Source organism: Cobetia sp. 10Alg 146 (assembly GCF_029846385.1).
In the GTDB taxonomy this organism is placed as follows: domain Bacteria; phylum Pseudomonadota; class Gammaproteobacteria; order Pseudomonadales; family Halomonadaceae; genus Cobetia; species Cobetia marina.
In genome coordinates, this window is record NZ_JARWKT010000004.1 from 354441 (window position 1) to 367626 (window position 13186).

A 13186-nucleotide genomic window follows, 5' to 3' on the forward strand; every position below is an offset into this window, starting at 1 on the left:
TCACTTTTTTACAGCTTAATCCTAAATATAACATCCACAAATCTCACGCTTGCTAGTGGTATTACTCGAACAACCCTGCGTATGCGTGACTCTCAACTCTCCATGCCTTCTGGAGCATGCATTTCGGGTTGGCTGATTTACGAAGGGTGATAGCGTGAAATTCGATGGCCACCTCACAGCGCATATCGTCCCTTATTCCAACTTTTCGACATCGATGGAGATCTCTCATGGTGTCCAGACCACCGACAGGTATCCACCCGCCTCAAAGACGGAGACATCAGACAATGCAAGTGCTCCCCTATCAGGGAAACCAGGACTCTCTGCCGGGACTTTGCCTGACGGTCTCGGCACGAAAGCTGATCATGGCAAGCCTTGCACCGAGTACCATCCGAGCCTTCCAAAGCGACATACGGATGTTTCTCAGACGTGGCGGCACCCTCCCCAGCACCGACACGGAGATTGCCAACTATCTCACCCGGTGTTTCGAGGACGGCTATAAACCGAATACGCTCAAACGGCAGCTGTGCTCGTTACGGCGTTGGCACCTTGTCATGAATTGCCCCACCCTGGGCAATGAGCAAATGATCAAGGGGGTCATGCGCGGCTGTGCACGCCTCAATGAAGTGCCGGTGAAACGTGCACCAGCCTTGATGAGAGACGATCTGCATCAGCTGCTGAATAGCCTGGATTTGAGCGAGTTACGAGATCTACGCGATGCCGCCATGTTTTGCCTGACGTTCTATGGAGCATTTCGTTACAGCGAAGTCCTCAATCTTCGTGTCGAGCACCTCACATGGGATACACGAGGCGTGCTGGTCAGGCTCGCCCGCAGCAAGACCAATCAAGAAGGACGACATGAAGTCAAAGCTATTCACCATGCGGATACCTCGCTCCCCTACTGCCCCGTCAATCTCCTGTATCGCTGGCTGGAAGCCGCCCATATCCAAAGAGGTGCGGTATTTCGCAGCGTCTCGCTGGGCGGCAGGCCGGGAGGCTCGAAACTCTCTCGGACTGCATTTCAGAATGCCTTGGTCAGAGGTCTTGAGCGGTCAAACCTGGCCTCACGCGGATTCAGCACACATAGCATGCGTGCTGGCCTGATCACTGAAGCTCATCTACGGGGGAAGAGCCTGGAGCAGATTCAACGCGTGACAGGTCACAGACATCTCAGCACCTTGACGGAGTACATTCGGGTCGCAGACCCCTTCGAAAACAGCGCCAATGACTTTTGATAAACATGAGCAGTGCATTACCGTTCAATAAACGATGAATTGAAAAAAGCGATCAGATGCAAAGCCATAATAAGAAATTACTACCAATATTGACGCCAAAAAGCCCTAATGCTCGCGAAACGGTCGATTTTGACGGTTAACTGATGCAGTAGATTCTTGCCACTTGAGTTATGCTATTAGTACACACTGAATCAGCTTGAATATATTAGGAGGCGGCACTCCCAGAGATATCGTTCTACAGGTCAGGTGCATCACTCGACTGATTATCACTACTCAAAGTTACCCGCGTTTCCTAGACATGAACTCGACGAATGATTCTCTCATACGTCTCGGCCCCCCTTTGCCTATCGTTGGAGTCATCAATATGCCAGATGCTATCTATACACCGTCACTGGTGAAAATCAGCGCTGACAAGACGCTTGTCATCCATCAGCGAGTACTCGAGGTGGACACCGCCGAGCTAATGAACGAGGAGCATGCTTTTCGACCATCGGTCGCGACAGAAAGCCTGCCCCTAGCGCCTGTCCGCTTCCGTAACAACGTCCAGTCGACTCACACTTCCGAGGAGTTCGTGAATTTTCATGTCATCAATGCCATCGTATCCACGCAGAAAGTACCCGTCTCACAAAGTGTATTTTGTATCGAGATCGATATCGGCAAGCTCAACGAAGATGAAGTCCAGGTGGTGAGATTCTATTACCAGGTGCTACAGCCTCTGCTCGAGCTTGGCTGGGAATGGATCAATATCCACAACCTACATACCACTGGCGATTTCAAAATTAACGATAAAAAAATATGGAACTATATACTCAGAAACTTCATTAGTGATAAAAGATTACAATACGCATGGAGCAATGTAGTCACTCAACAAAACTTGCCAATAACACACAAGCAAATCTCTTCAATGTTCAAGCATCGCTATTCCATTGACTCGATTAGAAAGTTTATGAACACAATAATGGATAGCGCTAATAAAAGTCAAAGTAATGCATCTAAAGATAGAAATATAGCAAACGGCGCCACTGTCGATAAAACAAGTAAGAAGAACACCCATAGCAAAAGAAAAGATAATAGGAAGCAGGAATCAGATACCAACAAGAAAAGCAATATAAAAGAAAAAAACAAGTACTCGAACAATAAGAGGGAAAACGACTCAGATTCGCAAATTGATTGGCTTTATGAGCTTTGATTGACTGATAAACAGGAGGCTTTCAAGTGAGTGAACACCAACTACCTGACCAAATATTGGCTAATTACGACCTCAATGCGATCGGGTCCCGCTGGCCCCTTGTACCGGAGTGGCTCAAGAGGAGCCTCCCACCCTTGATTGCCTCAGAATATCGCCTCAGTGCTCGCCTCTTTGCCGCCGATTACTCGGAGCCAGACCTTGTTCCCCAAGTAGAAGAGTTTCTAGAAAGCCAATTTTTTATGGAAGATGAGTCACATCGAAATCATAGAATGTCTCACTGCCTTCATTACACGGTGAACTACCGATTTACATCGCTCACTGATCCTCGCGTAAGCAGTATCCGAAAGCTGCTTAGACTGATTTTTTGTCAGCCTCGTCGTACTGTAAGACGTGGCTCTGCCATCAAATATTACACCCAGATACTTGAGCTTAGAAAGACGCTTAAGCGGCTACTTAACTGGGGCGACCTGGATGATATTCAAAACAGTTTCCCCAGACCCATTTCCCCTACCCTGGGAGAGCAGTTAGTTCCTCCTCCGGAGCATTTTTCCGATGCTGATTTGGAGCTGCTCGAACAGTTTCTTCATGCCTATGATAAAGCAACTGATCGTCCATCGGAGCATCCCAACCATCTGCGCAATAAGAAATCGACACGCGCTTTGCTTGACGAAATTTATCAGTCGAGCCAGCTCACTCGTAGCCCAATAAGAAAACAGCATATAGCTCGCAATGAAAATCAAAAAAGACGTCAACATGTCGATACCATTCTTCGTGATTCGCCACTTTGGGCCAGTGACAAATCTTACAAAATTCATGCTGAATATACCGACTATCGCTCCCTTGACAGGTCAATCCAAGCACTTGACCATGCCTTAATAGAGGATGATGAAGAGCTCACGGATGACAATGAACATCAGAATGAATCATCATCTAATGATCTGAACCAAAGCAGTATCTCACCCCTCGACCCAGTGAAAGAGCTATTCCATAACACGCTGCTTTCACAAGGCGATCAGGCGCTTCACCTTGAGAGCGTACAGCTCTTGCAACAGGCCCGCAGTCTCAAGACATCTGCAGACATCAGCCTACGCCCACAAGAAGAGGTTCTAGCAGCTTTACGTATCTTCCAACCACCGAAAGATGAGGAATTTCTCATAGAATCTGAGAGTGCCATTGCAAACCGACAAGCCTTGGCATTTCTTAGCATTCTACTTTGCAGTGGAATAGCACCTGAGCGCTTGCTGCAGACGACGGTAATCTCCCGATCCCCCAAGCTGCCCCTCAATAGCGACAGCAATCGTGAGTGGATCATCTGCCAGACGCTGGATCAAATTCCCAGCTGGTCACCGGAGGAGGGGCTACTTCACTACTCTGTCAACAAGGCACCTACCGAAACCATCATCACGTTGCCCTTGCCCAACGCTCTCAATCACTCACTCATGGCCGAAAAGGTATGGCTCCCCGGCGCCCAGCCTTTCAAAGCACTGAAATCAATAATCGAGAAAAAACTCAAGCGCTGGGGGGATAATCGCCCGGGAAGTACCCTGACGTTGAGGCGCGTGTCTGCCAGTCATCATCATTGGGTGGTGCCTGCCTGTGAAGATGAAGTGATCGCGACCTGGTTGCGAGGCGAGCTCCCGCTCTCACTCTCTGCCCCGGCAACGTATCGAACGATACCTCTGCACAAGATTCAGAAGGCTTTTCTCTCGGCTCAAGCTGCGCTTGGCCTATTTCCCTTGTTAGAAGAAGACTGTCGTACACCTCGCGAAGATCACACCGTGGGATCCACAAAAGCCCAGGAGCCGAGCTATTTCAAACGTCCGCTTCATTTGCTGACGCAACTTACCAAGAACCACGCCATGCTGGTTACCTCATTGATTACCTCACAAGGGAATCGTAGTAACGACTTACGGGCAGTCGGCGAAGCCATTGCCCGGCAAGGTCAGATACTGGGAGCGCTGACCTTACTTGCATGGCAGCTCTTCACCTTGGCTCGCCCAATTGGATCCAAAACCCAATGTGAGCAGCTGGAAAATACGCTCTGGCTACGCGACAAGGATTCGGCTCGGGCACAGGAAAGCCGCCAAATTCCACTTGTCCCTGCCCTTGGCGCATTGCTCCGGCTTCAGCATGAGTGGCGGGAGGAATGGCAACGATGGTGGAAACGCCACGGTGGCAAAGCAGACTTTCTTAGGCATGAACAAGTCGCCTACCCCGTTCAATGGAAGTTCAATGCCTCGACAATGATGTTGACGCAGCAACGCATGCAGCATGCTGACTGGCGGCAGTGGCTCCAGGATCTTCCAACATTCATGCCTTCGCCTTTGGCAACTGAATTGAGCCAGTGGGGCCGCCAGCCTTCCAATATCACGCGCCACAGCATGATCACCGCGCTCCAATCGCGACTTTCTCACGCTGAATTTAGTGCGCTCGCTGGACACACCACCCAAGGACATTCACTCCAATCCCCGTCCAGTGATCGGAGCCTGATTCAATCGGCGACACGAAGCGCACTAACCGATGTTGCCAAACGATGCGGCTTGACGCCGGATCTGCTTCACAGAGACGACCTCCCATGGCCCATTGAGCACGCCACACCAGCCATTCAAGGAGATAGATGATGAGCGCTGTTACCCCCATTGACCTTCGGAAGAAAACCGATGTACCTGCCCAGGCCACGATCCAAGAGCTTACAACTCCGAAGCTGTCTCCGATCGAACTTTCGAAAACACTGGGTAGGGTATTCCGTCGCTGGAATGATCCAGATCATCGCCTTTTCTCCTCCTCTGAAGAGCTCAGACATTTCCGTATAAATGTCGCGCGCTACGCCTGGCAACGGCATAAGAAAAAGGTAACCAGGGCACAGGCTAGAGCGCAAAATGCGCCTTCCACCAAGCCATCTCGCGCTCGACACAGTGCTACACGCTTGAACCAGCAAAATGTACAAGCCTTGATTCGCAACGCCATCCAGCTTGCCAAGGAAGCTGAACTCGACTTCAGCTCCCGAAAGGTCACCAAGGAAGTCGCGCTTGTACTGACTCACCTCAACCGAGAGCCTGACTTCGAGGCTACGATTCCGACCAGTATCAAGCGTCCGGTCAGACCCTCATCCGCGGCTACCTCATCACGAGATATCAAGGTTCAGCAACGGGTGCTGGATTCGGTACGCGCCCTGCAGAGCATTCCCGCCAACCAATGCACGCCAGAGCAGTCTCTTCTCTTCCTGGCCCTGAGCATGGGTACCCTGCTAGGGATGGAGGAAGAAGTGATTCGCCATACTTTGCTGAACTTGAGCCCAGAGCATCTGCCACGCCTGAACACCAAGCGCAGCCCCCACCATTGGTTCATCGGCTGTCTGCCAGGGTTATCTCGAACACATCCAGCCCATTACCGGCTAAAAATCCCGAATCATCTCAGGAGGCTACTCAGGGCTTGCCGTCAGTCCCCTGTCCCATCACCAGCCACCTCCTCCCAGCAAGCAGATGTATGGTGGTTCTCCTCGGATGCTACGCTGGATCTGAACAGTCCATTGGAAGCGCGAACTGCCCATCTGGATCAGCTCTTGGTCACCGGTCTGTCACAGCTACTAGATAGCCAGGCACCACGCAAGACTGGTTCCTCCGCTTCGCTGAAGCGTGTTCGTTCATTGCTTCGTCATGCCTTTCGGTGCACGACATTGTTAGGCCCTGCGCCCCTCTGGTCACAGCTGCTTCGGCGCTACCCCCTACCAGTGTGTAGCTGGCGTTCTCCTTGGCAGCATGACGAAAGCCTCTTTTTTTCGGCGGAAACTCTCCCTACTTCCAGTACGTCAAGCGCTTCCGGCGCAATGGATGTCTCTGAACCGGAAGATATCGAGACCGATCTTCACACCCCTGAACTCCTTATGGGAGGAGGCGTCAGGAGTAACGAATCGTCACCATCAACCTCCCCTCGATACTGGCAGGATCAACTTTCAACAGACTGGTATGTGAAAGCAGGCAACCAACTGTATGCGTATATCACTGAACTGGAGCATGAAGGCCTGATAACCCCCAGAGGGGAACCCGCGATCCAGCGGCATGACACCATTACGTCTCGCTACGCGGAGAGACTGATACACATGCTGGGCGAGGACAGCTATCCACTCTGGATATTGCTATGGCTTTCTTATCAATCGAGCACTCAAGGCAACAAAGCCAGCACGCTCAGGACTTACCTGAGTCGACTGACGCCCACCTCTATGATGATGTTGCCCGATATCCCATGGTTGACGCTCTGGGATGGAGAACTGATGGAGGCGATCAGCGAACAGCTACCGACTCAGAAAGGCTGGGACACTTCGACGTCCCACAACTTCTTCCAGACGTTCAATCAGTTCATCAGCTTCTGCCAAGGTAACGATCGATTAACGGGTATTCCCCCCGTACAGGGTGAGGGAGGTCGCTTCATCAGTACATTGCGTACACATCTGATCATGCCGCACGAGGCGGAACATCTGACCCGAGCGCTCTCCCGAAGACGGAGTGGATTACGGCGCAGCTGGCTGATCGCCTTCCTGCTTGGCTACTACGGGGGCCTGCGAGCAGGAGAAGTCATGGCATTGACACTACATGACGTCATCATCAATCAGCCAGGAGATGACGGCCCCACCTACTGTTACATAGAAATCCATGCTGGCAAGACTGCAAATGCTCGGCGCAGCGTTCCTCTTCATCTTCTGATATCCCCAGAGTTGATGACGCTGGTGAGAGAGTGGATTGATAGGCGCCGAGAGTCCTTTGCTGGCCAGCAGCGTTTGAAGAACATTGCCTTGCTGGGGCCAGAAGGCTCTCCGCTGGGCTATTCAAGAGAGAGCTTGCTGACCCCGCTCATGGCATGGGCCCGGCAGTCTCTCCGAGGTGCCCTCACGCCCGGAATGAAGCTGGAGGACATCCACTTCGATTTTCATCTCTTGAGGCACAACGCGATCTCGTGGCTCGTACTTCGCCTCTACAGCGACGACTACCCTCAGCTCCTGGATCGTCTTTCCTCCGCCTGCCGAGGGCATTGGTCCTTCACTCCCCCAGCCCTGGCGAACTGCCGCCGAGCGGTCTACGACGTACTGGAAAAAGATGCCAAGGCACGAGGTCACCGTCTCGAGTTACTCGCCAAGTTGATCGGGCACCGCAACTCTCAAACACTGACACATCACTACACGCACGTGCTGGGTGAGATACATGGTGAGGTACTTCTGGAGCTGATGAAGCGACGCTGAAGGCGAAGGCCGCATACTCGTATACTGGCTGTCGCCTATCGAAGCCGAAGCGCAGGTGGACGGCGGGCTAGAGATAGCCCAACCCCGATGCATCACCCTCCATCACTTGCGGTGTTGCACTTCAGAGTCCACCTGCGCCATCTCACGCCCGGCGGTCGGGATGAATCAGGAGGTGCAGTGGGCCGTCCGAGTCTGTACACACGGATGGAGCATTAGCAGTTCATGCGTGGTGCGATGATCTCCTTGATACTTTGACAACCTGATCGCCCTCAATTGTCCTGAGAGGGAAAAATTGCAGCACTTGCAACCCGCACACCAACTATTTTCCCTATAGGGAAAAATTAAGGCCTACTCCGGTACACCTAACTAATTATCCCTATAGGGAAATTTTTAAGTATACTAAATTGTTTGCAACAACCCGCTTTCTTATCGTGAAAGGTCTTAGCATGCCTCTATCGCTAGCAGTTCCCATTCATGATGCCGCAACGCTTGGCAAGTTGATTCGCCGCTCTCGCAAGCAGCAAGGGCTAAATCTTGAAACCCTCGCAGGTCTTTGCGGGTTGAGCATTCGCTTTCTGAGTGAGTTGGAAAACGGCCGTGACAGCTGCGGGTTGGGTCGCATATTGATCGTACTTGATACGCTAGGCATCGAGCTGTCCGCTGTTCCACCGGAGGGATCCGAATCATGATATTGCCGGATTCGTTGAACGTATGGCGCGACACGCAGCATGTAGGGACGTTGTGGCGCGGCACGGATGGCCGACTGATGGGCTTCGAATACAACGATACCTGGCGACAGAATGGGCATGCCATTTCGTACAGCTTGCCACTAAGCCAAAAGGCTTGGCAGCCCCAAGACCTTCTGGCGCATCACTGGTTCGCAAATTTGCTGCCTGAAGAGCAAGCCCGGGCGGCGCTGATCAAGCGCCTGGGTATACCAGACGACGACTTCTCGCTACTGGCGACCATCGGCGGCGATTGTGCTGGTGCGCTGACGATCCTTCCGAGCGATCACATGCCGCCGTCAAGAGCCCTACCGTCATCCCTCGATGACAACTACCGCGAGTTGCCGCTCGATCGACTTGCGCAATGGGCTGGTGCTCGCGAGCGGTATGCCCTGATGAACGAAGGAGCTCTGGCCAAACGCCCTCGTCTCTCGCTGGCCGGCGCGCAGGACAAGATCCCTGTGCGACTGTGGAACGATACACTCTATTTACCTATCGGAATCGAACCCTCTACCCATATTCTGAAATTCGCCGTCGAAGGGCGTGAGCAAGTCATTCTGAATGAGCTGTATCTGAACAATCTGGCACGCTTGGGGGGGATAGCCTGCCCGAGGACCACGATGGTCTATGCCGGCCGACATCCTTACTTGATGGTCGAACGCTACGACCGCTTGGGTATTGAAAGCGGACACGTCGAGCGTTTGCATCAGGAGGATCTGTGTCAGGCCATGGGCGTGTCGCGGAATCAGAAATACCAGGCTTACGGTGGGCCACGTTTCGGAGAAATCGTGCAAACAGTCCGCGAAGCCTGCCGACCCTCAGCGGCATCCATTCAGCAGCTGCTTCGCTGGCAAATATTCAATGTGCTGGTTGGCAACAGTGACGGCCATGCCAAGAACGTGTCCTTGTTACAGGACTCCCGAGGTCGTTGGCAGATCGCCCCAGCCTATGACCTCGTTGGCACCATAGTGCTCGGTTACGATTCAGACATGGCCTTCTCCCTCGGCGGGGAGTTCAATTCGATGCAGCTGCTACCGCGCGATTGGCAGGCCTTTTCGGATGAGTGCCGATTCAGTTATCCGTTTGTGAAGCGCCAAATTCAACAGATGGTTACCATGCTCGCTGATCTATCCGACTCAGTCATACTCAAGGAGCAGCTACAGCAAGCCGGTCTCGAAGGCAAAGGCTGGACGAGGTTGCAGCAGCAACGTCAACACATTCAAAAGCAGTGCCGCCGTGCCGAGCGATGGTAGTGCCTGTCAGCGAAATTCAAGTTTGGATGTTGCCTCGTTCGGGGCCGTGAAGGCAGTCATCACAACGCCTGAGTGACACGACACTGGGGGAAGGTCGAGCAACCCAGAAACTGCTGGCCCTGCTTCGGGCCTGACTTGACCACGCGAACCACCATTGCACTGCCGCATTTCGGGCACTGACGTGTCGCCGGGGATTCATTGCGCTGCTTGAGATGCTTCACATGAGCGCGATGCGTCGCCAAGGTCGGTGCCAGGCGCCCCGTCAACAATGCCTCGTGCATGGCCTCGACCTGTGCCTCGCTGAAGACGGGCGTCGCGAAAGAGCGGATATACGACACGAAGCCAGTGCCACGCGTCACATTGGGCGGCATCTCGGTCTTCAGGACCGCGCTACCCACGAAGATGATCACCGAATGCAGGTACTCGGAAGGCACGCCGAGCGTCGCCTCCAGCGCCTTGAGGTGCTTGTAGTTCTGGCGCAACGGGTTCTGGAAACTGAAGGAACGGCGATGGAGCTTCTGTGTCCAACGCGCCTGCTTCTCGCTGCCGAAGATCCAGCCCTTCATGTTCTTGGTTTCCAGCACGAAACACCCATACGGCGAGAGCAGGACGTGATCGATCTGAGTGGTGCCGTCCGGCGTCTTGAGGGTGACATTGTGCACGGCACGATAGACATGCTTATCCAGACGACGACGTGCCACCCAACGCACCAGCCACTCGCCCAGAATCCCCTTGAACCATGAAGACTTGAAGATCCCGACAATCAGGACAAGGGGCAATATCCAGGCAAACATACTCCATACTTGCGTAATGACGGGTGTGAAATCCATTTCACGAACTCCATATACTATTATCGTGGCCGAGCACCCTGTCATGCTGGCTCGCCTGGCCATCATGACAGGGTGTTGGGGAATGACATGACGATGTGATGCGCTTGCAACTGGTCATGAGGTGTAGCGCCAATGACTGACGAGAGATCGATATCTCGCAGCAAGCGCAGCCTGTCTATCAAGCCCGCTCAAGGGACTAGCGACATCGTGTCACTGCCTGCCGTAGAGCGAAGACACGAATTCATTGACGGGCTTCGACAGCAGATCCTGGGGCCGGTCCCCACCCAGGGTCGCCAACCCACTCTGGCCCTTCGCTATCGCGGAGGCTTCGACGGTATTGGTCGCGACGTCTATCACCTGAACCTTGACCTCGATTTGATCAGGCTTGCCGGACCATTCTGTCGCCCTGTCCTCCCAGTGCACAATGGTAGGGAATACCAGATATATGGCGCCTGCCTGCATGGCAGCGTCCCACGCCTCACTTCTTGATTGAGTGGAATTGCCATAACTCACGTTATCTGCGTACTTGAGAAAGGCGCCCTGAAGTATCTGAGCCGTGGTCATCCCAGACCCGTTATACCGCTGCGAACCATAGACGCCATCACGTGGCACCGAGACGTACAGGGGCTCGTCGGGGGCCATCGAAAAGCCGGATGTGCCGTTCGACTTCATGAGTTGGTGACTATCCGCACATGCCGCCAACAAAAACATTGCCGACAATAATGACAGCGCTCTTATCATTTTTCGCATCTTGTCATCTCCGTCCGAGTTGGAGTTATCCAGCTATAGCTCATGTCAAACATGCGGTGATTTGGATCAGCGGGTCAAGCCAGGGCTGTCAGCCTTCAGCTCTGAGTAGTATCACTCCACCTCCAACGTGACCTTCTCTCCATCAAACGCCAGCCGCCCGGCGATCGCCTGCATATCCTCGATGGGCTGATCGTAACTCCAGGCGATGTCGGAAAGATCCGGCAACGAGTAATAGGTACTGTCGCCCTTGAAGGGACAATGGGTGACGGTGTGAGAGACCGAGAGCTTCGCCATCGCCACATCGGCGCGCGGCAGGTAGAGCCTCGGTGGATAGCCCTTCTCGCGCAATTCCAGCGCGTTGCCGGTGTCGGCGATCACTGTCTCACCGACCTGTATTCGCACCCGCAAGGATAGCGGGTGCAGCGTGATACGCGGTTCGGGATGGTCGGCCATGAACACTCCTTTACGGGTTGGAAGATAGAAGCGGCAGATGAAGGTGCTTGGAGGCGAGTTCTGAAGGGCGTAAGCCCATCATGCCCCACCGTCCTTGGCGAGACGGAAGCCGGAGAACGCCCAGCGCGCCTCGGGCGGAAAGAAGTTGCGATAGGTCGCGCGGATGTGGTCTGCCGGCGTGGCACAGCAGCCTCCACGCAGCACCATCTGGCCGGACATGAACTTGCCGTTGTATTCGCCCAGGCTGCCCGGCAGCTTGCGAAAGCCCGGATACGGACGATAGGCGCTCCCCGTCCACTCCCAGACATCGCCGAACATCTGACTCGGTGTGCCTTCGGCTTTCGCGGCTGCGACTGGCTGCAGATGATCCTGATCAACGAAGTTGCCCGAGAGAGGGACATCCTGAGCCACCGTTTCCCACTCGGCCTCGGTGGGCAGGCGCGCACCCGCCCACTGGGCGTAGGCATCGGCCTCGAAGAAGCTGACGTGGCAGACCGGGGCGCTCAGATCTACCGGCACCAGGCCGCCTAGGGTGTAGTGATGCCAGACGCCGTCGCGCTCGACCCAATAAAGCGGTGCCCGCCAACCTTCCGCCTTGACCGTCGCCCAACCATCCGCCAGCCAGTGCTCGGGAGTGGCGTAGCCACCGTCCTGCATGAAGGCGAGAAACTCGCCATTCGTCACTGGACGATCCGCCATCAGGAACGCTTCGACAAATTGACGGTGGCGGCCCATCTCGTTGTCGTAGGCGAAGCCGCCTCTAGAGGCATCATGGCCGATCTCGCGAATCCCGGCAGGATAGGCAATCCACCCCAACGGCGGCACCTCCTGCTCCGGTGTCGGTGCCAAGCCAGGCACCAGGTCATCCCGATAGGCCGGACACAGCGGGTTCTGCGCTAGGATGTGCTTGATGTCCATCAACAGCAGCTCCTGATGCTGCTGCTCATGCGGTAGGCCCAACTCCAGACGACGCAGAATCTCCGGCAGATGTTCCTGGGGTGGATTCTCCAGCAAGGCCTGCATGGCTTGATCGACGTGCGCCCGATAGCGATAGACTTCGTCGACGGTCGGGCGCGAGATTGCGCCACGCTCGACGCGCGGGAACGGCACGCCATGGGTCTCGTAGTAGGAGTTGAAGAGGTGATCATAGGCGGGATCGAGCGTCTGATAGCCGGGCTGAAACGGCTTCAGGATGAAGGCCTCGAAGAACCAGCTGACATGGGCGATGTGCCACTTGGGCGGGCTGACATCCGCCATGCTCTGCACCATGTAGTCTTCCTTGTGCAGCGGCGCACAGACCGCCTCGGTGGCAGCTCGCACCCGCTGATACGCGCGTAGCCACTCCTTGGCATGCAGGCTATCGGGGCTTTCGATGACGGTGTCATGGGCAGATGACATAATGGCTTCCTTTGCGAGTCTGGCTCTCTCCATGAAACGTGATAGGACAGGGCCGGGCGGCCAGCACCGCTGGAACGCCTCCCCTGCCCCGTCAGCGCTTGACCGGGATGATGTACCCACCCT

General features: G+C 54.4%; 10 protein-coding genes. 6 read left to right on the forward strand and 4 right to left on the reverse strand.

Annotation, left to right across the window (positions count from 1 at the left end):
- Positions 1–284 precede the first annotated feature (284 nt).
- From QD172_RS09765 to QD172_RS09790, 6 genes are all read left to right on the forward strand, one after another.
- A complete protein-coding gene (locus QD172_RS09765; RefSeq protein ID WP_279855646.1) occupies positions 285–1232 on the forward strand; it encodes a site-specific integrase in 948 nt (315 codons plus the stop codon).
- Positions 1233–1596: 364 nt separating this feature from the next.
- Entirely contained in the window at positions 1597–2421 is an 825-nt protein-coding gene (locus QD172_RS09770; RefSeq protein WP_279855647.1) for a hypothetical protein, read from the forward strand.
- A 26-nt stretch (positions 2422–2447) separates the two neighbouring features.
- Positions 2448–5042 (forward strand): hypothetical protein, encoded by a 2595-nt coding sequence (locus QD172_RS09775; protein ID WP_279855648.1) that lies wholly within the window; start codon positions 2448–2450, stop codon positions 5040–5042.
- Positions 5042–7654, forward strand: coding sequence for a site-specific integrase (locus QD172_RS09780; RefSeq protein WP_279855650.1), 2613 nt, complete (start codon positions 5042–5044; stop codon positions 7652–7654). The genes QD172_RS09775 and QD172_RS09780 overlap by 1 nt, the downstream gene beginning before the upstream one ends.
- A gap of 446 nt (positions 7655–8100) precedes the next feature.
- Positions 8101–8343, forward strand: a complete 243-nt coding sequence (locus tag QD172_RS09785) for a helix-turn-helix domain-containing protein (protein ID WP_213115137.1) — start codon at positions 8101–8103, stop codon at positions 8341–8343.
- On the forward strand, positions 8340–9632 hold the full coding sequence (locus tag QD172_RS09790; RefSeq protein ID WP_279855651.1) for a type II toxin-antitoxin system HipA family toxin: 1293 nt from the start codon (positions 8340–8342) through the stop codon (positions 9630–9632). The genes QD172_RS09785 and QD172_RS09790 overlap by 4 nt, the downstream gene beginning before the upstream one ends.
- A 59-nt stretch (positions 9633–9691) precedes the next feature.
- Here QD172_RS09790 and QD172_RS09795 read toward each other — a convergent pair whose 3' ends face one another.
- The 4 genes from QD172_RS09795 to egtB all read right to left on the reverse strand — a co-directional run bounded on the left by QD172_RS09795 (position 9692) and on the right by egtB (position 13063).
- Positions 9692–10426, reverse strand: coding sequence for an NERD domain-containing protein (locus QD172_RS09795; protein WP_279855652.1), 735 nt, complete (start codon positions 10424–10426; stop codon positions 9692–9694).
- A 246-nt stretch (positions 10427–10672) separates the two neighbouring features.
- On the reverse strand, positions 10673–11212 hold the full coding sequence (locus tag QD172_RS09800; protein ID WP_279855653.1) for a DUF4823 domain-containing protein: 540 nt from the start codon (positions 11210–11212) through the stop codon (positions 10673–10675).
- A 111-nt stretch (positions 11213–11323) separates the two neighbouring features.
- Positions 11324–11665 carry a DUF427 domain-containing protein gene (locus tag QD172_RS09805; protein ID WP_136938070.1) on the reverse strand — a complete coding sequence of 114 codons (342 nt, stop codon included), beginning with the start codon at positions 11663–11665 and terminating at the stop codon, positions 11324–11326.
- Between the two features lie 78 nt (positions 11666–11743).
- The gene (gene egtB / locus QD172_RS09810; protein ID WP_279855654.1) at positions 11744–13063 is read right to left on the reverse strand and encodes an ergothioneine biosynthesis protein EgtB; all 1320 of its coding nucleotides are present in this window, start codon (positions 13061–13063) and stop codon (positions 11744–11746) included.
- Positions 13064–13186 lie beyond the last annotated feature (123 nt).

Excerpts from the sequence above, each read along its gene's own strand:
- QD172_RS09790 (WP_279855651.1), top strand. The coding sequence starts at position 8,340 with ATGATATTGCCGGATTCGTTGAACGTATGGCGCGACACGCAGCATGTA.
- QD172_RS09770 (WP_279855647.1), top strand. The coding sequence starts at position 1,597 with ATGCCAGATGCTATCTATACACCGTCACTGGTGAAAATCAGCGCTGAC.
- QD172_RS09785 (WP_213115137.1), top strand. The coding sequence starts at position 8,101 with ATGCCTCTATCGCTAGCAGTTCCCATTCATGATGCCGCAACGCTTGGC.
- egtB (WP_279855654.1), bottom strand. The coding sequence starts at position 13,063 with ATGTCATCTGCCCATGACACCGTCATCGAAAGCCCCGATAGCCTGCAT.
- QD172_RS09800 (WP_279855653.1), bottom strand. The coding sequence starts at position 11,212 with ATGCGAAAAATGATAAGAGCGCTGTCATTATTGTCGGCAATGTTTTTG.
- QD172_RS09780 (WP_279855650.1), top strand. The coding sequence starts at position 5,042 with ATGAGCGCTGTTACCCCCATTGACCTTCGGAAGAAAACCGATGTACCT.
- QD172_RS09805 (WP_136938070.1), bottom strand. The coding sequence starts at position 11,665 with ATGGCCGACCATCCCGAACCGCGTATCACGCTGCACCCGCTATCCTTG.
- QD172_RS09795 (WP_279855652.1), bottom strand. The coding sequence starts at position 10,426 with ATGTTTGCCTGGATATTGCCCCTTGTCCTGATTGTCGGGATCTTCAAG.
- QD172_RS09765 (WP_279855646.1), top strand. The coding sequence starts at position 285 with ATGCAAGTGCTCCCCTATCAGGGAAACCAGGACTCTCTGCCGGGACTT.